Below are 21,751 nucleotides of genomic sequence, written 5' to 3'. Positions count from 1 at the left end.
AGAAGGGAGTGCGCCAGACGCACACCCCCGTACCCCCCCCCGCTCCGTCGCCCCAAGGCATTGGCGGGAGTTATTCACACGATGCACAGAAAATTGGGCCTCTCACCACCACGCCCCACCCGCCCGTGGCCGATCGACCCGACCAGCCAAATACTCAGCCAACGGCTTCGCACCACGACGCGAATTACACGCACGATGACTCGGTTTCAACACACCAGTCATACTGCCACCCGCACCCACCGCCTCAACATGATCAGCAGTGAACGCACGACGATCCGTATACACCGCCCCATAATCAATCCGCTCACCACACAAATGACACGGAAGATCCTTCTTCATCGCGACCCGCCGCAACGCATCCCGGCGCTGCACGTAACTATGGTCATTCCGATATGTACTCATCGCGTCCTCCTCGACACGCACGGGTAGGCCCAAATGTTCCATGCAGCACGCACACTTAGACGCCAATGCCGCTGGGCGAGGAAGGGCATCCGGGGGAGGGGTACCCTGGTGGGGTACCCCTCCCGGGAGTCTCGTCACACTGTCACACCGCCGTGCAGCATCTCCTTCCGCTTCACCCTCCGCTCCATCTCCCGCATGGCATCCGTCATATCGAACGCCTGCACAGTCATGTGCTCTGCGATCTTGAAGCCGCCCCCGCCGCCGTTCATAAGGTTCTCGGTGACGTGCGCGGGCAAGATGTACTCGGGCTTCCGTGTCTGGTTGGCCACCAGAGACATACCCGGTTGGAGGATGCCGCCTCGGTCGAACAGTGTGGGCTTCACGAGTCCGCCCGTCGCGTAGTAGTTGTTGCGGTCGTGGAAGCGCAGTGCTGCGGCTGGGTTGCCGTACGTGCGCTTGATGTAGTTCAGTCCCCAGATCGCCTGGGTTGCTGCGGTCTTCTCCACTGGCCCATGCAGGCTGGTCATCTTCTGGAACAGGCCGCGTGCGGTGCTATCGGGATTCGCCGCGTCGGTGCGCCACGTTGACTCACGCTGCACAAGCTCCACGATCGCCCTCCACTGCTCACCGAAGCCCCAGCCGTGGGAGTGAGCGATGGTGCGGACCTGTTCCTTCGCGAACCGCGTTGAGACTGTGTCTACAGCGCCGGAGACGAACTCACCCAGTGCCGCTGCCTTGTCGGTGATCCAGTCGATAGGCGCTTGCACCATCTTCTTCGCAGCTCCTGCGGCCATCTTCCCGAACGCACCCGTCGTGTCGATGCCCTCCTTGATCTTGTCGAAGAGACCACTGAACGGTGACAGGAGTCCGGAGAAGTCGAATCCTCCGCCTCCATCGGCTGCGGCTGTTGGCCCGCCGAATGGCTTGTCGTTCGCCCAGTGCACGTGGTTGTAGTGCATCCGCTTCACTGCACCTGTGTAGGTGTAGTTGCGTCCGTTCTTGATCTGCCGGCCACCCGCTGGGGAGTGGATGAGCTCCTTGGACTGCCCGTAGTTCTTCGCGAGGAAGTTGAAGATCTTCATCATCGCTGGCATGTCCATTGATCGTGGTCCTGCGAGGTCCACTGCCATTCCGCGTGAGTGGTAGGAGCTGTTGCCGGAGGCGGTGCGGGATCCGGGGCGGTAGGCGGATGTGAGGCGTGCCCAGGGGAATTCGTCCTTGACGATGCCCCATAGGTTGTTCCACACCATGCCGCCCTTGGCGTACCCCAGGCCGGGGATGCTGCCGAAGCGGTTCATGTGGTCCAGGACGCCGCGACCGTAGGTGCGGCTCAGCTTCTGCTGGGACTCCTTGCGGATCACATACTCGTCGGCGTGGACGACACCGGCAGGCTGATACTTGCGGCCCGCGCCGGTCCAGCCGCCAGTCGCGAAACCCTTGGGGAGAGAAACGCGGTCGATCTTATCGACGTTGAAAGTCGAGGCGATCTTGTTGAAGTTGTCAATGATGCCCTTGTTAATCACCGTGTCGATGACAAACTTAATGGGCTTCTTCGCAACGTCGCGAACCTTGTCCCACGCCTTACCGATAGCGTCCTTGCCCTTTTCGAACGCATTAGGAAGAGTGTTCTTCACAGCGTTCACCATCGGGTCGAACACCTTATCGCGAACGAACTTCCACACCGTGTCAATCGCGGTTTTGATGCCGTCCCACACAGGCTTGACAACGTTATCTCGAAGCCACCGGAACACTGGCCCCAGAACATTATCGATAAACGACTTGATCGCCTGGAACGTGATCTTCATCCCCGCCCAAGCGGTCTTGATGTAGTTCACGATGAAGTTCCACACCGGCTTGATGATGTTGTTCCACAGCCAGTTGAAGATCGGGCCGAGAACGTTCTTAACGAACGCCACAATCGCATCAAAGATGATCTTGATGACAACCCATGCCGCCTTAATGGCGATCTGGATTCCCTTCCACACGAGCTGGATGTACACCCACAGAAGCTGGAAGTACACCATAAGGAGGTCACGAATACCGGTGACGATGAAGTTGAACACCGGCTCGATGTAGCCCCACGCCGTCTGGATCGCACCCCAAATGCCATCCCATGCGGGCTTGATGTAGTTCTGGTACAGGTTGACGAACCAGTCGCCAATCGCGGTGATGATTTCCTTCATCCACGGCCACGCCGTGTTCACAAACCAGTCAACGACGACACTGATCGCATTCTTGATCGCGGCCCACGCCGTATCCACAACGTTTCGGAACCATTCGAAGTTGTTATAGGCGAGGATGACAGCCGCGACCAGTCCGGCAATGATCGTAATCACGATACCGATCGGGTTGGCCTTGAACGCTGCGTTAAGCAGCCGTTGCTGAACGGCCCACCCTGCCGTCGCGATCCGGGCCGCATTGGTGACGACGTTCCATGCTGCGGTGCCAATCGTGATAGCTGCGACCGTCAGCTTGTAAGTCGCGAATGCCGCCGTCGCCGTGGCGACCACGATGCCCAGGTTTTTCAGCACACCCAGGTTTTCTCGAACAGCGTTAGTGACCTTCTCGAAGATCTCCGGAAGTTTCTCGATGCCGTCAACAATCGCGTCACTGATCGGCTTCATCGCTGGTGCGATACTGTCGAGCATTGGCACGAGAGTTTCACCAATGGAAGACGAGATGTTGTCCGTCGCCATCTTCCACTGATTCGCAAACGTAGTGGAAGCGCTGTCGCCAGCCTTGATATACTTCTGCATGACAGTGTTGGACTCGTCGCCCAACACTCTGAGAACGTCCTCGACGCTGATAGCGCCCTCAGACGCCATCTTCTTCACCTTATCGGTGGTCGTGCCCATATCCTCACCAAGAGCGGCAAGAATAGGCGCGCCGGACTCCGAGATCATTGACAGGCTATCCATCATGGCGATACCGCCATTGTTGACGGCCTTGAGAACGCCACCCATCGCCTGATTCAGCTTCTCAGAATCGCCGCCAGCACCAACAATCGTTTTGCCGACGTTCTTGAGCACACCGACCGCTTCAGTGCCCTCAACCCCCGCATACGCGAGCGCCTGTGACGCCTCCAAATAAGATGAGTAGTCCAGAGGAGACGCCTTCGATACGGCACGTAGCTGCTTCATCGTGTCGCCAGCCTTGGCCGCGTCATCGTAGAGTCCCGTCAGGACCGCTTTCGCCTGCTGCTGGTTCACAGCGGACTTGAAGCCGGACACGACCGCCGCGCCAGCAGCGACCCCCGCCGCCACAAGAGCGCCAGCCGCAGCCTTCTTCGCCGCAGCACCAGCCGCCGCCATGAGCCGGCTACCCGCATTCCTGCCAGCCGATGTCGCGTGCTTATCGACCGCACCAAATTCCTTCGCGACCGACTTCCCCAGGCCGCGAGCACTCGCCGTTAGTTGGACATATGCTGTGCCGAGTTCAACAGCAGCCATTTGCATCTCGATTCATTGATAGACCAATACATGTATGTGCTCCTTGTAGTGACACCCCCGGAGGGGCTAATGAAGTGGATTCCGGGCATAAGAACGGCCCCGGCTGTCGTCTTTGCGTAATCGACAACCGAGGCCTAAGTGCCCGCGGATATGCACCTACCTCTAATTATATCTGGCTGGCACTCGCTTCGATCATTGTTCGGCGCTTCCTCCCATAAGAGTCTCGGACCGCTCGTTGATGGTGAAGAATGAATATGATCGATCGCTGCACTCTGTCACCTTCTGGATTAGTGATCGGCTGAGTATCCTCCGGAGGGAGCGTGTTCCACCAGTCGTGCCAAGCAGCCTTCCATTCAGCGAACTCCACACCTTCTTCTGGCCGCCAGATATGCGGAGGTATTTGGAGTGGACGCCTTGACGGCGCATCATCGCGACGCCTCATAGATCGTCCATCGGGATTCGGAGTTGCGCTGCGAGCTTCGCATATAGCAATCGCTGTTGCCGTGTTTCGACCAGCGCTGGATGGACTCGTGGCCCTTGCGCTGATTCTGTCATGAGTCCGTCAGTCGCAACGATTGAGTCGAGTTCGCTGATTCTTGTGCGGACGCGGCATGTCTCTTCGAGTAGCGCCAGTTCTGGTGGCGCGAGGTGGAATTCGTCTGTTATTGATTTCCAGAGGTCGAGGCCCGCGCCTTCGAGGTTGTCGGGTGTTTGTGGTTTCGGCATTCCTTCCCTTCCTTACCGAGGACAGCAAGGGGGGTACTCAAATTCTGAGTACCCCCCGATGTGGCTGCCCGTGCTAGATCCCGAGCGTCCGCCCCACTGACCGCCTGCCGCTATACATGAGCGATTCTGCGTCACGGCGTTCGGGTGGCGCTGCGGAAGTGAGCGCGTCCTTCCATTCGCGGTGCGTTCTGCGAGCCTGTTCGGGACCGATCACCCACGGCTGACACTCGTTCGCCAGCCACCGCAGATACGCCACCCGATTGACCCCCTTCGGGAACGGCCCCGGCCCCTGGTTAATTGAGTCGAACTTGACTTCTGGCAGCTTGAGGATGAAGTCGCTCACCGCCTGCCGCCTGCTGACCCGCGCGGTGCGGACTGACTGCCATCGATGAAGCCACACGCGATCGCGTTCGATCGCGTCAGCCGTCAGCGTCTCGCGGAATACCGGCATGTGCCCTGCACTCCACTCGCCTTCCGACCGCCACGCGTCAATCTGCGTGGTGCGGATAGCCTCATACACAGCGACCAGTCTCTGCCCTCGTGCGTAAGCGTCAGCCGACGCCCGGTCGCTCACTGCTTCTTCGGCTGTCGCGGGGACATGCCCAAGCTGCCGGACTTCCTGCACGAGCGCCGCGAGCTGTTCGTTGAGGAAGTCATAGACTGCGCTGATCGGGCCGGACCCACGACGTTCCCTGCGTTCGGCGCGGAGGTCGAGAGCAAGCTGCCCGAGCCGCTCGATCTCCTCCTGGAACGGCTGCCGCTCACGGATACGCGCGAGTGCCGCCGTGAACGTCTTTGCGTCGAACGGTTCATCGCCGCGAAGGATCCTGTCCGAGCTGACGGGGACCAGTTCTTCAGGGCATTCCGATTGGATTTGGGAAATTCGCTTACTGATGGCGGCGAGTGCCTTATCCGCCCGTTCCTTCTGCGGGTGAAGCAGCTGGTCGGCCTTCGCCTTGAGTTCTTCGGCGGCGAGAAGTTCATGCGTCATATCGGTTCTCCTTGTGGTCCATCTTTGCTTTGTAGTTAGCGACAAATCGCAGGTATTCTGCGGCTGATTCGCGTAGTTCCTGTTCTGTATTTCCGAGGATGTACTTCTCTCGGATGCCGTGTTGTTCTGCCAGTTCGGTGCGGTATTGTTCGATACTCATTTTCGGACGTAATTCCTTAACCACTTGATTGTCATCTTGTGTGCTTCAACGTCGGAGAAAAGCAGACTCGCATAGTTAGATATGCGGATCAGCTCGTCACGTAGTTCTTCTTCATTGAGTTCGTCCGGGTGGTCGAGGAGTCGGACTCCGCGTGACCATTGGAATTTGAGACTCATATCGTGTTCACCTCCTTTCGTTATTTGCGGGTGAGCATGTAGGTTCCGAAGACGGCGAGTGCCGCGAGTTCGCAGATCGTGGATACCGCGTCGACCGTCACTGCCCGCCCCTGCGAAGGACGAGAGCGCGAGGGTGTCGCCACGCATCGTGGTCTTTGTCGCACGTCGGGGCGGCGAGGCTGTGCACGTCTACAGGCGCGTGGAAGGCGCATAGAGCGCAGACCCTGAGGTCGGCCGGCAGGTCGTAGTGCGGTCGTCCCGGTGGGATCTTCCGCGAGCAGTTTGAGCAGTTCATCGTTGGCTCCGTTCGGGCAAAGAAAAAGCCCCTTCGCGGGGCTGAGGGTCGCAGTTCGGGTGAGCACCGTCGTCACGCAATATCGCGTCGAGCGGCCACCTGCATATCGAGCATGTGAAGCCGGTGACGGGCCACGCTGCTCCCTGGTGGTCCTTCACCCGGTTCATGCGTCCTCGATTACGTCGGTGATCGCGTTGGCCAGTCCGATCGCTTCAGCTTCAGTCATCACGAGAATGTTGTCTCCGTACCAAACGACAACGCCGGGTGAGCCGTCCGCCATGACTGCGGGCTCCACCCTTGTGGATCGGGCAAGCTCGCGATTGAACCTGTGTCTTCTTGGCTGTTCGTTGAACAGGCGCTTCCCAACGCGTGTTGCGTGTGTTGCGTGTGTTGCGTTCACCATCAGACCTCCATCCCTTCCGAGTCCTCGGACGCAACAGTCGCAACAGTCGCAACACAGGTATATAGACCCCTGCCGGACTTTGAGAGCTTCCCCGAATCGTTCAGTCTGGAAAGGTAGGTGCGAGCCTTGTTCTGCTCCCACCCCATGCGTGTCGCAACGTCCGCAGCGCGCACACCTTCGGGGCGTTCCGCGGCGAACGCGAGGACTTCCGCACTGTCGTCGCCCAGACCCTTCTGCTCCTGCTGCTGCCCGTACGCCTGCGCAGCCTGCGTGAGGTCGGCTCCTGTGAGAGTCCACTTGCCGTCATCGAACCGGGCGGCGTACGCGCCCTCTGACGCGTCGCGCGACGTAACATGCAGCTCCGCATCCCGGGAGTTCCTTGAGCGGCGGATGACGATGATCGTGTCCGCTGCCCCCGCGATTCCCTGAGTACCGCTCACGTCTTCGAGGAAGTCATCAGACCCGGCTTTCCTGTTGTGATGAACGACGACCACAGACCCGTCAGCTCGGTCGGCCACGTCTTTCAGTGAGGCGCTCACGGCATAGTCGTGTTCGTATGCGCCAGCGCCGGGGGCCTTCTGCGGTTTGATCTTGCCCAGCGTGTCGAGGATGATCAGCGGGCGTTGGCCGGCGTAGTAGTCGGCAAACTCTGTCATCAGTGCCGTGGCGTCCTCGGACTTCACTCGATGCACGAACACGATGTTGTCGGGCAGTGTGTAACAGTCGAGGCCCTGCGCGCGGCGCTGTATTCGCCTGGGGCCGTCTTCCAACGCCAGGTAGAGCGTCGGCCTGGTCTTCACGGGGATCGCTCCGAGGAACGGTGTTCCCTGGGATACTGCGATCGCGAGGTCCAGGACCATCCAGGATTTGCCGATTTTTGGGGCGGCGATGATGTAGGTGAGCCCTTCCGGGATCAGCCCGTCAACAACGTATTCGGTTGGTGGGAAGTCTTGGGCCATGAGCCAAGTCCCGTTGTAAGCCCCGTATTCTGTCATCAGAGACATGTGTGTCCTCACCGCGCACCACTGTGCGCCATCAGATGTTGCTTGCGTGCGCGTTCCACCGAAGGTCTCCGCCCTCGGATCCGCCGCACTAGTTCCGTCGTCGGTATGAGATCGCTCTGAGGTCTTCGACCGTCGCGCGCATCACCGCACCGACGTCCCTACCCAGCGCTTCGCGGTCCATCACCCACTGACCGATCGCCTCAGTCAGATCCTCGTCATCGAGAGCCTGCGCCCGCCTGCCGTCGTCGTACCCCCGCGCATAAGCGAGCGCGGTCGCGGCCCGGTAGATCCTCAAGTGAACGTCTTGAGGGACGCTCATCGGACCAGTCCGCGTAGCTTCGCCTGCTGTGCTGCTGTCAGCGGGGGTGCCTTCGCAATCAGGTGTGCGATATGATCCTTGTACGGCGACACACCACGATTCGCCGGAGATGCTTTCAAAATCCCTCCACGGATTTGGGCATAAGAAAACCCCCGAGAGGTAGCCGCCTCCGGGGGTTTTCGCGTACATGTCTGATTACTTCTGCACGTCCTGAAGACGAGTCCACGCTTCAAGATCGCTCCTGCGGTAGCGCGCGTGCTTTCCGACCTTGAAGAACTTGGGACTGCCTGGCGCATACGCCTTGTTCGCCAGCCACTTCTCGCCGACGCGGAGGAAGTCAGCGGCTTCCGCGCGTGTCATAACTTCTCGCATGTTCACCCCCATCCGTTCCCGTTGATCTGACTTTCGGGCATCAAAAAAGCCCCCGGTGAAGATCCGGAGGCTTCGATGTGGGGGTCCTTGTTCCCCCTACACTCTCTCTGTCTGCGCCACCCCCTGGTTCAAACGGGGAGAAACGAGACCGATCGAGTGTGATCTTGCTCACATGTCAGTCTGAGGGGACCCACGGAATGTCCACGCCCGCGTCAGTGAGCGCATCGATGCTCACCGCAATATCCGCGCGAGAGTTGACGAGGTCCACGAACTCCGACAGCGCACGGTTAGCGTTCCGGCGCTCCGGGGAAGACTTCGGGTGCACGACACCCTCAACGACCTTCTCGTAAATCCGGCGTCGCCGAACCTCATCCAGTTCCATCCACGAGTCCATCACCAGCGGGTCGTCGCAACGCAGCATGTCATGCCCGTCGAACGTTGCACCTTCAACCACGTCATCGATGAACTCGACAGGGGACATACTGTGAACCACGTCGGCCCCGGAGGCCAGCAGCTTCGTGTCGTTGTAGCCGGCGATGCGATCCGGGCGGCGCGTGTACTTGTTCGCCGATCGAGCCTCGCGGTCGGTCTTGGTCATCTTCGCCACCTCGCGATTCACGACCTCCTTGACGCGGTTGACAATCAACGCGGGACTCATCGTTTCGAGGCGCTTGTCTGCATTCACGATCATGAATGTCTCGGTGGCGAGGTCTTCCCAGTCGTGCATTCCGATGTATTCCGCCCGTCGGCGAGCGTACTTCTGGGACTCGCTCCACGCCTTCTGCTGCGCTTCCGTCATCATGTCCACTCCCCTTTGTTCCGGTTAATTCCAGTATAAATCGAGGGGTGCGAGTTTCTCTAGCGTTCTATGCCCGCTACCGGCGTGTCGCATTTACGTCGATACAATAATGCTCGCTCATTCCTTCCACTCGACGTGGATCGTCCGGTAGTCGAACCCGAAGCCGCCGCGACCACGCCCGACCGGAAGCAGAGTCACTTCCATCAGCGCATCCATCACCGCTCTACGACGTACAGCGTCCAGCCCATCCCACACGGCGCGGACATCATCTGCCGACGCGACATCCTCCAGGATGCTCGAAGGCCCCTCCGTCAGCGTGGAGTCAATCTCATTGAGGCGCTTCCGGAGCGCAGCTGAGGTCGATCGCACCGAGTCGCCATCCAGCACACCGTCTGCGTACAGTCCCGCCAGCCCGTCCATGCGGGCCTGGACCGTCACTCGCTCATCCCGCAGCGCCTCACGGTCGATGTCGTCACCGTCGGGCGCGAACAGCTCCACAGCGTCCGGCTCCGACAACCGCGCGATGACCAGCTCCGAGATGTACTCATCCGTAGGCTCCGCCAATCGGGACAGGTGCGAGCCGCAACGGTACTTGCGGACACCGTTGTCCGTCGCCCCGATCTTTATCTTCCGCTCCCCGCACCGCCCGCACCAAGCCTGGCCCGAAAGCAGCCAGCGCGGTTGCGTCCCCGAATGCGAGATGCGCGCCGGGTCACGCAGCTTGTCAGCCGCCGCCCTCCACGTATCCTCGGAAACGATCGCGGGGAAGCTGCCTGGGTACACGTTGCCGCTCTCGTGGTGAAGGATCATCCCAGCGTTGCGGGGACTCGACAGCACGTAGCGCACGCTCGCCACCCTGAAAGGATTTCCTCTGCTGGTGGCGAACCCTTGTGCGTTCCAGTCCCGCGCGATCTGCCCCAACGACACCCCGGCGAGGAAGTCGGTGTACGCCCTTCGGATCGCGTCCGCTTCATCTTCGACCAGATCGGACCCGTCCGCCGAATAGCCCAGCACCTTGCGTGGATTGACCAGCATCCCCTGTTCCCGGCGCTGCTGGTATGCGCGCATCTGTCGTTCACGTTTCCGTGATGCTTCGAACCGAGCGATTGCTGCGAGCATGGACCCTCGGAACTCACCATCAGCTGTGCTCAAATCGAGCTCGCCGTCGGCGGTGGCGATCTTCACGCCAGCTTCAATCAGCGTCACGAGGTCCTGTGTGCGTCGCAACAGGCGGTCCATGTCCACAGCAACAACCACGTCGAATTTGCCGGCCTTCGCGTCGTTCAGCATCCGTGCCCACGCAGTCCCCGGCCCGCGCTCTTTAGACGCGCTGGTGTCGTTGTCCGAGTACTCTTCCACCAGCTGCCACCCGCGCGCCTCTACGAGTGCCGTGGTGTGCTTGCGCTGGGTGCCGATGCCGAACTGCTGGCCGGTCGGGTCCGAGCTGATCCGCAGATACGTCGCCGCCTTTGTCATACTCACCATTCTAGTGTGTTGACAGATGTATGGGGGTGGTCATCGGCACGTCGCCCACGCCTTCGACGTTCGCCTGCCGCGCGGACAGCTGGACGACGTGCGGGTGGGCGACGACGAGCTCGCGGGAGTCCTCGACGATGAGCAGCCGGTGGGCTGAGGGCGCGGCGGACAGCATCGCCCCCAGCAGCACCGTCTTGCCCGACCCGGTCCCGCCGGAGACCAGGAAGTTCGCGCGGCGCTCCACGGTCTCCTCCACGAGGGTGACGAGCGCGGGCGGGACGAACCCGTCGGCGGTGAGGTCCTCGAGGGAGAAGGCCCGGGGTCGCGGGATGCGGAAGCTCAGCACAGTGACCTCACCGGACAGCGGCGGGATGACGGCGTTGACGCGGATCCCGTCAGGAAGGCGCACGTCGACCAGCGGCGACGAGTCGTCCAGCCGTCGCCCTCCCGACGCCGCCAGCCGCACCGCGAGCGCGCGGACGTCCGATTCCGCACCCAGGCTCATCGGCACCTGCACGAGGCCGTCACCGAAGTCCGCCCACACGTCACGCGGCCCGTTGACGAACACGTCGGTGACTCCGGGCCTGTCGAGCAGCGGCTGCAGGGGGCCGGCCCCGGACAGCTGCGCGGTGAGTCGGGCCACGAGTTCCAGCATCGCCGCCGAACCGAGCACCCTCCCGGACCGCCGCACCGCCAGAGCGACCGCGGACTCCGTGAGTGGGCCCGGATGGTCGAGGAGGTCGTCGCGGATCTCTGCGACGAGAGCGGGGTCGAGCCACGCACCGTCGCGCCGGTCGAGGCCGTCGCCTCTGCCGATATCGTCAGCCCTGCCGAGTGCGTCGCCCACGCCGAGGCCTATCATCGGTCTCTCCTCCCCCGTCGTGATCCGCTCGGGCTCGGGGCCCCGACAGGTGACGACCACGTGTCGAGGTCCGGGAACCACATCTCCACGAGGTCCGCGGCCGCCGCGGCGAGGGACGACCGGCGGACCGGCAGCGATTCGCCGCGGTCCACCCGCGCGGCGAGCCCCTTGTCCGTGTGCAGCTGGGCGGTGAGCGGCAGTCCCACCGCGTCCGCGACCTGCCGTGCGGGGATACCTCCCCGGTCGTCCTGCCGCACCACGAGGCCCACGTTGTGGTGTCCCGTCCGCAGCCGCCCGGCCACGCGTGCTGCCCCCACGGCGGCCCGGACGCGGGCGGGCACGACGATCTGCACGTGGTGGCACGCGCGCACCGCCCCACCCACCGCATGGCGCGGCAGGTCGATGACGACGAAGTCGAAGGCCTGCTGAGCGGCACCCACGACGGTGTCGAACACCTGCTGCGGGGCCTCGGCGGCGTCGGTGCGGTCCCACGACAGGAGTGCCAGCCCGTCGACCCGCGGGAGGACGTCGAGCAGCGTCGACGGCCGGAGGCTGCCCTTGGACGCCGCCAGCGCCGGCCAGCGCAGACCGTCCGTCGCCTCCGCCCCGAGCACGAGGTCGATGCCACCACCCAGCGGATCCCCGTCGACCAGCACGGTCCGCAGACCGGCTCGCTGTCCTTCGACGGCCAGTGCCGCGGCGAGCACCGTCGCCCCCGCACCGCCGCAGCCGGGCACGATCCCGACTGTCGTCGCCGGGGTGACCGGGGGTTCGACGGCGGCGATCATCCGCTGCACCAGCCATTCCGCGGCGGCGGGCAGGATCGCCACCTGGTCCGCTCCCAGCCGCGTGGCCGCCGCGTACGCGTCCACCGAGGTGCGGGACGCCGAGGACACGTCGTCCACGGCGATGAGGACGGTCGGCGCGGGGATCCCGCTGGGAGGGTCGACGACGTCCTCCCCCAGCAGGACGAGTGCCGCGTCCTGCCAGCCACCGGTCGTCGGGGAGGCGACGGACAGTGTGACTCCGATGCCGTCGGCCAGCGCGGAGCACTGGTCGATGAGGCTGGGCAGCTGGGTGAGCAGAGCGATCCGGGTCATGCGCCCACTCTGTGCCACTCCCGCAGCACTCGGAACAGCGTCGTCGAAGCTGTGGATAACTCGCGTGCTGAGCCCCGGCCTGTGACCTCGAGTGGGAGGGCCGGAGTCGGAGTGGTGGCGCAGTCGGAGTGGTGGCGCAGGGAGCTGCGGAGCTGGAGCGGTGTCCTCACACGCACGCACCCGCCCGGCAGAGTGCCGGACGGGTGCGTTCGCTGTGTCGGAGTGGTGGGATCAGCCGCGGATGATGCCCTCCACGTTGTTGAGGTAGCCCTCCTGGCCGTGCGCGTCACGGACTTTGAAGAACGTCCCGTGGTCCTCCAGCGCGAGGAACCACTCGTTCGGGGTGACGGTGAAGATCTCCTGCCCCGTCACCGGATCCACCGCCGGACGCGGCTCCGTCACGGCGAACCAGAACATCTGCGACACGACCGGGTTGAACGCCTGCGTGGGCTCACCCTGGGTCGCGTCGTACGACGCCGCGGATTCCTCCTGCTCCGTGGACGCGTTGCCGTCGGCACCCATGCGGAACCACTGTGTGGGCTCGTTCTCCGAACCGCTCTGCTCGTCGCCGCGCAAGTGGCTTCCCGCCCCTGCAGCCGGCTCCCCGGTGGTGCCGGGTTCCCCTTCGGTGCGGGCGTGGGTGTCGGACGCAGGCTGGTCGGTGACCTCCGCGTCGGTACCGGCATCGCCGGGCCGATCGGTCTCGCCCTGTTCCTGCGGCTCTGCGACAGCGGAGGCGGGTTCACTCGCGGACGCCGCCTCGTCTGCGCCGGTGGGTGCCGAACCGTCGAACAGCGAACCGCCACTCGATGGGCCGGACTCGTTCGCGGGTGCGGCCGCACCCGCGAAGGTCCCCGCGGATGCCGCAGCACCGCCGGCAGTCGCACCGAACAGTGGTCCGGAGGGTCCTGCTGCGTCCCCACCGCGTGTGGAGTCGGCGGGGTCGGCTGCTGTCGCGACCTCCGAATCAGAGGCCGCGCCGGCCGCGTCCGGATCCGTCACGACAGGCTCCGCACCGACGGTGTCCTCGATGATGTACGGTCCGGTCGCGGCAGGGGCTGCCGCTCCCTCGCCGGTGTTCGCGTCCGTCGGGGCGGTGCCGTCGCCGGGCTGGGTGCCGGCTGCGGCCTCGGGCGTCGAATCGTGGGCGTCCGCAGACGAGGTCTGGGGCGCGACGAACGGACCGCCTGCGCGGGGGGCGTCCGTCTGCGGTGAGGCCTCGTCGACATCGCCGGACGCGGTCTCCTGCGGCAGGGGCTGCGGGTCCCCGAAGGCGCCCGCGTCGAAGGCACCGGCAGCGAAGGACTGTGTGGGCTCAGACTGCGCGTAGGCCGGGGCGGAGGCACTCTCGCGCCCCAGGTAGGCCTGGCCGTCTGCAGTGCTCTGCTCGTCTTCGGTGTCCGGTTCCTGCACGGGAGGCATCACGGCCGTCTCGTCCTGGTCGGCTTCCGTGTGTCCGCCCAGCGCCTCGGCCTGCGCCGCGCCCTGTTCCGTGTGGGTGTAGGCGGGGCTCTGGAAGCTCTGCGGCTCCGCGCCGGACTGATCCGCTGGGGCATCCTGCTGATCAGGAGCGGCGAACTGGGACGCGGTGACACCCACGCTCTGCTCCGGCGAGCCGTATGCCTGGCCCTGCGAGCCGTACGCCTGGCCCTCCGCACCATACGGCTGGCCCTGTGATCCGAACTGCGGCGGCTGCGACCCGTACTGCTGCGAGGGGTCGCCGTACTGCTGGGCCGGGTCGCCATACTGCTGACCCTGTGACCCGTAGACCTGACCCTGCGACCCGTACGGCTGCGGCTGAGAGCCGTAAGCCTGACCCTGCGAGCCGAACTGCTGCGGGTGGGAACCGTGCTGCTGTCCCGGCTGTGCCGCAGCGGCACCGTACATCCCGGCACCTGCTGCGGCACCCGCCCCTGCTGCCGCCCCGTACCCGGCAGCACCTGCCGCGTGCGAGGCCGCCGGCTGCCCGCCGGCTGCGCTGCGAGCCTTCGGGTGGGTATGTGTCTCAGGCAGGGACGTGTATTCGACTGCTAGGAACGGCAGGAACGTGAACACTCCGAAGAAGAACGCGATGAGAGAGGCGACGAACGCGAGCCACCCGCCCACGTGCAGCATCGACGCACTCGTGAAGACGCTGATGATGTTCGCCGCGAAGGCGACCGAGGCGAGCACCGATGTCGCCTGGGCGATGCTCAGCGACCCGATCCTCGGGGGGAAGCCTGCAACGGTCTTGTGCAGGAGTGTGAGGAGCGCCGCCACGATGATCGGGAGCATCCCCAGGAACACCATGCCCATGCCCCAGAACGACCAGGTGAAGACACTGGCCTCCAGATAGGACATCGGGAACCCGAAACGGTAGAAGGGCGTCACGAGACCGAGGAAGGCAAGGAGCGCAGCGCCGAGCAGCATGAGATCCCGGAGGCTGAGCGGCCCCAGCATGCTCCCGGGCCGCGCGGGTGCCTTCGGGCGGGTCTGCGCCGCCTGCATCGGGTGGGCTCCCTGCGGACCGGCGCCGTACCCGGCTTGCGGGCCGAACCCGTACGCACCCTGATGCTGCCCCTGCGGCTCCACCCCTGCGCCGTACCCCTGCGGGGCGTAGCTCTGGCCCTGCGCGCCGAACGACTGGCCCTGAGACCCGTACGGCTGACCCTGCGACCCGTAGGCCTGTCCCTGGGACCCGTACTGCGGTGGCTGCGCACCGAACTGCTGGTCCGGCGAACCGAAAGGCTGACCCTGCGAACCATATGCCTGACCCTGCGACCCGTACTGCTGGGGCGGTGCGTACTGCTGAGCCGGATCACCGTACTGCTGGCCCTGCGAGCCGTACGCCTGCCCCTGGGATCCGTACTGCTGGCCCTGCGAGCCGTAAGCGGGAGCCCCGTACGGCTGCTGTCCGTACTGCTGGGCATCACCCGACTGCTGGGCGTCACCCGGGGCCGGGACTCCTGCGGAACCGTGCTGCGCGGCCGGATCGGCGCCGGGCTGGCCCCATTCCTGGTGGCCCGAGCCCTGTGAGGGCTGATAGGGCGTGCTCATCTCGTCTCCTTCCGAACTCCGCGCAGCCAGCACAGAGTCGGCGCTGTCGTGTGTGCTTTCGTCCCCATCATCGCATTGCACCGGTGTCATGCCTCAAGAGCGGCGCGACCATCAGCCGGTTCTCAGGGTCAGTGGGCACGCGTGGTCGGCTCGTGGTCCCCCGAGGAGGTAACGGCGATGCAACTCCTGCCGTTCGGATCGTCCGCACGAGGTATAAGCTCGTTTCCGAAGTCGGCGATGAATGTTTCGCGGCTTGCCATCGAAGATGCTGGGAAGGACGACAACGATGACCGAAAGCAGGAACTCGAACACGTACCCGCCCACGGCGGAGTTCGCTGCTCAGGCGAATGTCACTGCCGCGGACTATGAGGCTGCGGCGGAGGACCGTCTGGGGTTCTGGGCGGACAAGGCCCGCTCACTGGTCGACTGGAAGACCCCGTTCACGGAGACTCTCGACTGGTCGAATCCCCCGTTCGCCCGCTGGTTCGGCGACGGCCAGCTCAATGTCGCCGCCAACTGCCTGGACCGGCACGTGGAGGCCGGCAACGGCGATCGTGTGGCCATCCACTTCGAGGGTGAGCCGGGAGACTCCCGTTCGATCACGTACGCGGAGCTCACGACGGAGGTGAAGAAGGCCGCGAACGCGCTCGCGTCGCTGGGTGTCTCGCAGGGCGACCGCGTCGCGATCTACATGCCGATGATCCCGGAGACCGTCATCGCGATGCTCGCGTGCGCCCGTCTGGGCGCGGCCCACTCCGTGGTGTTCGGCGGGTTCTCCGCCGATGCGCTCCATTCCCGCATCCTGGACGCCGAGGCCCGGGTCGTCATCACCGCCGACGGCGGCTACCGGCGAGGCAAGCCGTCGAGTCTCAAGCCGGCCGTCGACGCCGCGCTCGCCAAGGGCGACACCCCCGTCGATCACGTGGTCGTCGTCGAACGCACCGGTGAGGACGTCGCCTGGGTCGAGGGCCGCGACAAGAAGTGGGCTGACGTGGTCGGCCAGCAGTCCGAGGAGCACGAGGCCGAGGCCTTCGACGCGGAGAACCCCCTCTTCGTCCTCTACACGTCCGGGACGACGGGCAAGCCCAAGGGCATCCTCCACACGTCCGGCGGCTATCTCACCCAGTCGACGTACTCCGTCTTCGCGACGTTCGACCTCAAGCCGGAGACGGACGTCTTCTGGTGCACCGCGGACGTCGGGTGGGTCACCGGGCACACGTACATCGTCTACGGGCCGCTGTCGGCGGGTGCCACGCAGGTGATCTACGAGGGCACCCCGGATACGCCGGACAAGGGCCGCTGGTGGAGCATCGTCGAGAAGTACGGTGTGTCGATCCTCTACACGGCCCCCACGGCGATCCGGACCTGCATGAAGTGGGGCGACGACATCCCCGCGCAGTACGACCTCTCCTCGCTGCGACTGCTGGGAAGCGTGGGCGAGCCGATCAACCCGGAGGCCTGGACCTGGTACCGCCGTGTCATCGGCGGGGATCGCTGCCCTGTCATCGACACGTGGTGGCAGACGGAGACCGGCGCGCATATGATCGCCCCCATGCCGGGCCTCGTCCCCACGAAGCCGGGGTCGTCGCAAAGAGCGCTCCCCGGGATCTCGGTCAAGATCTTCGATGACGAAGGTCAGTCGCTGGGGAACGATCAGCCGGGTCTGCTCGTCATCGACGAGCCGTGGCCGGCGATGCTGCGGGGCGTGTACGGCGACCCGGAGCGCTACAAGGACACCTACTGGTCGCGGTTCGACGGCATCTACTTCGCCGGCGACGGCGCCCGCTTCGACGAGGACGGGGACATCTGGTTCCTCGGGCGTGTCGACGACGTCATGAACGTCTCCGGCCACCGCCTGTCGACGGCGGAGATCGAATCCTCGCTGGTCGCCCACGACGCGGTCGCCGAGGCCGCGGTCGTCGGTGCTGCCGACGAGACGTCGGGACAGGCCGTGTACGCCTTCGTGATCCTCCGCGCCGAGGTGGAGGAGACGGACGACATGGAGGAGAAGCTGCGGGCCCACGTGGGATCGGACATCGGTCCCATTGCGAAGCCCAAGCGCATCCACATCGTCGACGAGCTGCCGAAGACACGATCAGGCAAGATCGTGCGTCGTCTGCTCAAGGACCTCGCGGAGAACAAGGGAGTCGGGGACTCGTCGACGCTCGCGGATGCGTCCGTCATGGATCTCATCTCCCAGCAGGTGTCCAGCTCGTAGGAACCGGGCGTCCCGACCACGTGTGCCCTCCCGTTCCTACGCGCCGGTAGGGCACACTGTGGTCAGCCGGACTCAGCAGGCATTAAAGTGGGGATCAGCTGCATTCCCTCGACAGCCGCGAACACTGAAGGAGCCCCATGTCGGAACGGTCCATCTCCAAGCTGGTCAAGGACATCGGCGCTGATGCGCAGGCCCTTGCTCAGGAGGAAGCGGCGCTCGCGAAGTCCGAGGCCCTCGACGGTGCGAAGAATCTGGGCATCGGTGCGGGGCTGGCGATCGGAGCCCTGTTCCTCCTGTTCCTGTCGTCGTTCATGGCGATGTTCACGGTGTCCTCGGCTCTGCACGAAGGACTGGGCTGGTCGTGGTGGCTGAGCTTCCTCGTCGTCTTCGCAGCCCTGGTGATCGTCGCCCTGATACTCGTCGCCGTGGCCCTGCCGCTGCTGAAGAAGGGCAATCCGACCCCCACGGCTGCGATCGCGTCGGGCAAGTCCGCCGTCGCCGCGATCAAGCGCGCCCTGTCCAACCCGGGCGGCCCCCGCTACTGAGCGGCTGACCGCACGGACCGCGTGCCCAGTGGCCAGCGCAGGTCACAGAGATGCCCGGCAGGGTGAACCTGCCGGGCATCTCTGCGTCCAGGGCCGGAACTCAGAAGTCGATCGGGATCGTCCGGGTGCGGTCCCATGCGCGCGACCACCCCAGCGAGTCGAGCGCCCATTCGAGGATCCCGGCGGTGAACCCCCAGGGCTTCATGACGCCCACGTCGAAGACGGGGGTGGTGAAGGGCCGGTCCCGCGGTGCGAACACGCCCCGGTTCGCAGGAGCCACGAGGTCGGCGATCGCGACGCGCGCCACGAGGGCGGATTCCGCCTGATCCATCGCCTGCACCTCCATCGGCTCCCGCCACCACGCCAGCACAGGGGTGACGTCGAAGCGGCTGTGGGGGACGTAGAGGGGCGGCAGCGTGCCGACGACCTCGACACCGCCGGGGTCCAGCCCCGTCTCCTCCTCCGCCTCCCGCAGCGCGGTGAACGCTGTGGACTCGTCTCCCTCGTCGCGAGCGCCCCCGGGGAAGGCCGGCTGTCCGGCATGATGCCGCAGGGTCGCCGCACGCTGGAGGAGCACCACGTCGACGTCGGAGACTCCCAGGTCCGCCAGGCGCGCCATCTCGTCACGGCCGGCGGGGGTGCGGGGCTCCTGGCCGTGTCCGAACAGCATGAGGACGGACGCGTCGCGGATGTTCATCCCGTCCGGTGCGTCCTCCCTGCGCAGCCACGACGCCGGCGGTTCGGCCGACAGCAGACCTGTGAGTGCCTCCTGCAGGTCGACTCCCCCGGTTGTGGTCTGTTCCACCGCGTCTTCGCGGGTCATCGTGTCTCTCCCCCGTCGTCCTTCATCCTGGAGTCCTTCTCGCCGCCGCCCGGTCGATCCTCCGCGAGTTCGAACCGCAGCAGCTTCCGCGCCCGCTCTTCGTCGAGCTCGCCCTCGCCGAACGACGGGCACAGCGCGCTGATCGGGCATGCCCCGCACGCGGGTGTGCGGGCGTGGCAGATCCTCCGACCGTGCCAGATCACCCGGTGGGACAGCATCGTCCAGTCCTTGCGCGGGAACAGTGCGGCGACGTCCTTCTCGACCCGGTCGGCATTGTCCGACTCCGTCCACAGGAAGCGTCGCGCCAGCCGTGCGAAGTGGGTGTCGATCGTGAGGCCCGGGACGTCGAACACGTTGCCCAGCACGACGTTCGCAGTCTTGCGTCCCACACCCGGCAGCGTGACGAGCTTCTCCAGCGACGCGGGCACCTCGCCGTCGAACTCGTCGATGAGCGCCTGTCCGAGGCCCACGATGCTCTTCGCCTTCGCCCGGTAGAAGCCGGTGGGCCGGATGATCTCCTCGACGTCCTCCCTGCGCGCGGCCGCGAGGCTCGCGGCGTCCGGGTACGTCCCGAACAGTGCGGGAGTCACCGCATTCACCCGGATGTCCGTCGTCTGTGCGGACAGCACCGTGGCCACCAGGAGCTCAAACGCGTTGCGGTGGTCCAGCTCTGCGTGGGCATCCGGGTAGGTGTCCGCAAGGATGCGGTGGATCTTCCTGGCTCTGCGCGTGCGCCCCAGTGGAGTCTCCTCGAGGAAGCGCCGCCGGCTCTTCTCAGCGACTGACAGCACCGGCCCATCCTATCGGTGGGCTGCGTCTGCTCGTCCGCCGCGCCCCGAATCGTGCGTCTCTCCGACCCTCTCGACACACCCGGACGGCCCTGCCTCATGGCGCCGGAGCACGGTTCCGTCCAGGTTCTGCGGTTTGCACCCTCCAACTGTGGGCAGGACCACGGACCAACGGGTAGATTGTGACGCAGAAGTGTAACGATCAGGAGGAACCAAGTGGACATCGAAGTCGTACGCAGGGCCGCGCTCTTCGCCGGGCTCGACGACGAAGCGACCAGTGCGCTGCTCAAATTCATGAAGCCGCGCAGCGTCCGACGGGGGACGGTGCTGTTCCGGGAGGGCGATGCCGGCGATGAGCTGTACATCGTCGCGACCGGCAAGCTCAAGGTGGGGCGTGAATCGTCCGATGGGCGGGAGAACCTGCTGTCGGTCGTGGGCCCCAGCGAGATCATCGGCGAGCTGTCGCTGTTCGATCCGGGCCCACGGTCCTCCACTGTCTCCGCGGTGTCCCAGACGGAGCTGCTGAGCCTCCGCCACGAAGACCTCACCGCGTGGCTCGAAGAGCGGCCCAAGGCCGGGATGAACCTCCTGCGTGCTCTGGCGATCCGTCTGCGCCGCACGAACGACACCGTGGGCGACCTCGTCTTCCAGGACGTCCCGGGGCGTGTCGCTAAGGCTCTGCTGGACCTCGCCGACCGCTTCGGCCAGCCCACGCAGGACGGCACCCATGTCGCCCACGACCTCACGCAGGAAGAGCTCGCCCAGCTGGTGGGCGCCTCCCGTGAGACGGTCAACAAGGCGCTGGCCGATTTCGCGCAGCGCGGCTGGCTCCGTCTGGAGGCCCGCGCGGTGGTCCTGCTGGACGTCGACCGGCTGCGTCACCGCGCCGCCTGATCGTCGGTAGGGGGCTTCTCACGCACGGCCCCTCCTCAGGATCCCTCCGGCAGCACTCCGGTCATGGGAATCCTGCACAGACGCCGAGGCCGTGGTCACCGACAGGGTGACCACGGCCTCGGCGTGTCCGCTACGGTTCCGTTATGACGCCTTCCGTACGAGCACGGACACCTTCCGCCGGGTCACCGGGCGTCCGCCCGTCCCGGCTGCACCGCCGCAGGTGGGCTGCTCTCACCGCCGGTGTCCTCGTGGTCGTCCTGCTCGCCGCCGCGGCGTGGTGGTTCCTGTGGGTGCCGCACGTGCGGCCCTCGCTGCAGGCCGGTGAGGTGCACGGCATCGACGTGTCGAACCACCAGGGCGACATCGACTGGCAGCGCGTGCGCGCGGACGGCATCGACGCGGCGATGATCAAGGCGACGGAAGGCAACGACTACACGGACCCGCAGTTCGCGGAGAATTGGTCCCAGTCGGCAGACGCGGGCGTGCAGCGGGGTGCGTACCACTTCTTCACCCTCTGCTCGCCCGGTGCGGAGCAGGCGGAGAGCTTCCTCACTGCGGCACCGCCGGAGGACGGCGCGCTTCCACCCGCGATCGACCTCGAGCTCATCGGTGCCTGCCAGCAGCGGCCGTCGCAGGCAGAGGTGAGCGCAGAGCTCGAGGACTTCCGGCGCGCGGTGGAGGGGGCGTGGGGCGGTCCGCTGCTCGTGTACGCGCGGGGCGACTTCCGGTCTGCGTACGACATCGGGGTGCTCGCGGACAATCCGCAGTGGGTCACGCACTTCTTCGTCCGCCCGCGGGACGACGCGTGGACCGTGTGGCAGGTCCACTACGTCGCCCGCGTCGACGGGATCGACGGCGGCGTCGACCTGGATGTGCTGAGACTCGACGGCTGACTTCCCGCACCGGGGCGGCT

Annotated in this window: 18 protein-coding genes; 4 read left to right on the top strand and 14 right to left on the bottom strand. The window is 65.1% G+C overall.

The genetic code is table 11. The features are described 5' to 3' along the window. Window positions 1–536: 536 nt before the first annotated feature. The 12 genes from JFC09_RS12625 to JFC09_RS16720 all read right to left on the bottom strand — a co-directional run bounded on the left by JFC09_RS12625 (window position 537) and on the right by JFC09_RS16720 (window position 15,570). Window positions 537–3,851, bottom strand: a complete 3,315-nt coding sequence (locus JFC09_RS12625; RefSeq protein WP_198394398.1) for a phage tail protein — start codon at window positions 3,849–3,851, stop codon at window positions 537–539. A gap of 799 nt (window positions 3,852–4,650) precedes the next feature. Next, window positions 4,651–5,568 (bottom strand): hypothetical protein, encoded by a 918-nt coding sequence (locus JFC09_RS12620; RefSeq protein ID WP_198394397.1) that lies wholly within the window; start codon window positions 5,566–5,568, stop codon window positions 4,651–4,653. Next, a complete protein-coding gene (locus JFC09_RS12615) occupies window positions 5,558–5,728 on the bottom strand; it encodes a hypothetical protein (protein WP_198394396.1) in 171 nt (56 codons plus the stop codon). Before JFC09_RS12615 ends, JFC09_RS12620 begins: the two co-directional genes overlap by 11 nt. A gap of 634 nt (window positions 5,729–6,362) precedes the next feature. Then, window positions 6,363–6,602, bottom strand: a complete 240-nt coding sequence (locus JFC09_RS12610) for a hypothetical protein (RefSeq protein ID WP_198394395.1) — start codon at window positions 6,600–6,602, stop codon at window positions 6,363–6,365. Beyond that, complete coding sequence (locus JFC09_RS12605; protein ID WP_198394394.1) at window positions 6,602–7,606, bottom strand: AAA family ATPase; 1,005 nt, start codon at window positions 7,604–7,606, stop codon at window positions 6,602–6,604. Before JFC09_RS12605 ends, JFC09_RS12610 begins: the two co-directional genes overlap by 1 nt. Before the next feature lie 88 nt (window positions 7,607–7,694). Then, window positions 7,695–7,901 carry a hypothetical protein gene (locus JFC09_RS12600; protein WP_198394393.1) on the bottom strand — a complete coding sequence of 69 codons (207 nt, stop codon included), beginning with the start codon at window positions 7,899–7,901 and terminating at the stop codon, window positions 7,695–7,697. Window positions 7,902–8,120: 219 nt separating this feature from the next. Next, entirely contained in the window at window positions 8,121–8,285 is a 165-nt protein-coding gene (locus JFC09_RS12595) for a helix-turn-helix transcriptional regulator (RefSeq protein WP_198394392.1), read from the bottom strand. Window positions 8,286–8,472: 187 nt separating this feature from the next. Then, window positions 8,473–9,099: a hypothetical protein gene (locus tag JFC09_RS12590; RefSeq protein WP_198394391.1), complete on the bottom strand. Its 627-nt coding sequence runs from the start codon at window positions 9,097–9,099 to the stop codon at window positions 8,473–8,475. Window positions 9,100–9,213: 114 nt separating this feature from the next. Further along, complete coding sequence (locus tag JFC09_RS12585; protein ID WP_198394390.1) at window positions 9,214–10,572, bottom strand: recombinase family protein; 1,359 nt, start codon at window positions 10,570–10,572, stop codon at window positions 9,214–9,216. A 10-nt stretch (window positions 10,573–10,582) separates the two neighbouring features. Further along, window positions 10,583–11,434, bottom strand: coding sequence for a CpaF family protein (locus JFC09_RS12580; RefSeq protein WP_232483555.1), 852 nt, complete (start codon window positions 11,432–11,434; stop codon window positions 10,583–10,585). Continuing rightward, a complete protein-coding gene (gene ssd, locus JFC09_RS12575) occupies window positions 11,431–12,534 on the bottom strand; it encodes a septum site-determining protein Ssd (RefSeq protein ID WP_198394389.1) in 1,104 nt (367 codons plus the stop codon). Before ssd ends, JFC09_RS12580 begins: the two co-directional genes overlap by 4 nt. Window positions 12,535–12,765: 231 nt before the next feature. Further along, window positions 12,766–15,570, bottom strand: coding sequence for a hypothetical protein (locus tag JFC09_RS16720; protein WP_198394388.1), 2,805 nt, complete (start codon window positions 15,568–15,570; stop codon window positions 12,766–12,768). Window positions 15,571–15,856: 286 nt separating this feature from the next. On the opposite strand from JFC09_RS16720, the gene acs reads away from it, so the two are divergent. Beyond that, on the top strand, window positions 15,857–17,788 hold the full coding sequence (gene acs / locus JFC09_RS12565; RefSeq protein ID WP_198394387.1) for an acetate--CoA ligase: 1,932 nt from the start codon (window positions 15,857–15,859) through the stop codon (window positions 17,786–17,788). A gap of 137 nt (window positions 17,789–17,925) precedes the next feature. Continuing rightward, on the top strand, window positions 17,926–18,333 hold the full coding sequence (locus tag JFC09_RS12560) for a phage holin family protein (RefSeq protein WP_198394386.1): 408 nt from the start codon (window positions 17,926–17,928) through the stop codon (window positions 18,331–18,333). 100 nt (window positions 18,334–18,433) lie between these two features. Here the strand turns inward: JFC09_RS12560 and JFC09_RS12555 are convergent, their stop codons facing one another. After that, the gene (locus tag JFC09_RS12555; RefSeq protein WP_198394385.1) at window positions 18,434–19,156 is read right to left on the bottom strand and encodes an NUDIX hydrolase; all 723 of its coding nucleotides are present in this window, start codon (window positions 19,154–19,156) and stop codon (window positions 18,434–18,436) included. Further along, window positions 19,153–19,947, bottom strand: coding sequence for an endonuclease III (gene nth, locus JFC09_RS12550; RefSeq protein ID WP_198394384.1), 795 nt, complete (start codon window positions 19,945–19,947; stop codon window positions 19,153–19,155). The genes JFC09_RS12555 and nth overlap by 4 nt, the downstream gene beginning before the upstream one ends. A gap of 213 nt (window positions 19,948–20,160) precedes the next feature. Between nth and JFC09_RS12545 the strand changes: the two genes are divergently transcribed. After that, complete coding sequence (locus JFC09_RS12545) at window positions 20,161–20,838, top strand: Crp/Fnr family transcriptional regulator (protein ID WP_198394383.1); 678 nt, start codon at window positions 20,161–20,163, stop codon at window positions 20,836–20,838. 143 nt (window positions 20,839–20,981) lie between these two features. After that, window positions 20,982–21,731 (top strand): GH25 family lysozyme, encoded by a 750-nt coding sequence (locus tag JFC09_RS12540; protein ID WP_198394382.1) that lies wholly within the window; start codon window positions 20,982–20,984, stop codon window positions 21,729–21,731. The last annotated feature ends 20 nt before the right edge of the window (window positions 21,732–21,751 follow it).

Source organism: Brevibacterium yomogidense (assembly GCF_016107685.1).
GTDB lineage: Bacteria > Actinomycetota > Actinomycetes > Actinomycetales > Brevibacteriaceae > Brevibacterium > Brevibacterium yomogidense.
This window is presented reverse-complemented; position numbering and strand designations above follow the sequence as displayed.

Bases quoted from the DNA above. Each gene is read 5' to 3' on its own strand.
- JFC09_RS12625 (WP_198394398.1), bottom strand. From the start codon at position 3,851: ATGGCTGCTGTTGAACTCGGCACAGCATATGTCCAACTAACGGCGAGT.
- JFC09_RS12620 (WP_198394397.1), bottom strand. From the start codon at position 5,568: ATGACGCATGAACTTCTCGCCGCCGAAGAACTCAAGGCGAAGGCCGAC.
- JFC09_RS12615 (WP_198394396.1), bottom strand. From the start codon at position 5,728: ATGAGTATCGAACAATACCGCACCGAACTGGCAGAACAACACGGCATC.
- JFC09_RS12610 (WP_198394395.1), bottom strand. From the start codon at position 6,602: ATGGTGAACGCAACACACGCAACACACGCAACACGCGTTGGGAAGCGC.
- JFC09_RS12605 (WP_198394394.1), bottom strand. From the start codon at position 7,606: ATGTCTCTGATGACAGAATACGGGGCTTACAACGGGACTTGGCTCATG.
- JFC09_RS12595 (WP_198394392.1), bottom strand. From the start codon at position 8,285: ATGACACGCGCGGAAGCCGCTGACTTCCTCCGCGTCGGCGAGAAGTGG.
- JFC09_RS12590 (WP_198394391.1), bottom strand. From the start codon at position 9,099: ATGATGACGGAAGCGCAGCAGAAGGCGTGGAGCGAGTCCCAGAAGTAC.
- JFC09_RS12585 (WP_198394390.1), bottom strand. From the start codon at position 10,572: ATGACAAAGGCGGCGACGTATCTGCGGATCAGCTCGGACCCGACCGGC.
- JFC09_RS12580 (WP_232483555.1), bottom strand. From the start codon at position 11,434: ATGATAGGCCTCGGCGTGGGCGACGCACTCGGCAGGGCTGACGATATC.
- ssd (WP_198394389.1), bottom strand. From the start codon at position 12,534: ATGACCCGGATCGCTCTGCTCACCCAGCTGCCCAGCCTCATCGACCAG.
- JFC09_RS16720 (WP_198394388.1), bottom strand. From the start codon at position 15,570: ATGAGCACGCCCTATCAGCCCTCACAGGGCTCGGGCCACCAGGAATGG.
- acs (WP_198394387.1), top strand. From the start codon at position 15,857: ATGACCGAAAGCAGGAACTCGAACACGTACCCGCCCACGGCGGAGTTC.
- JFC09_RS12560 (WP_198394386.1), top strand. From the start codon at position 17,926: ATGTCGGAACGGTCCATCTCCAAGCTGGTCAAGGACATCGGCGCTGAT.
- JFC09_RS12555 (WP_198394385.1), bottom strand. From the start codon at position 19,156: ATGACCCGCGAAGACGCGGTGGAACAGACCACAACCGGGGGAGTCGAC.
- JFC09_RS12540 (WP_198394382.1), top strand. From the start codon at position 20,982: ATGACGCCTTCCGTACGAGCACGGACACCTTCCGCCGGGTCACCGGGC.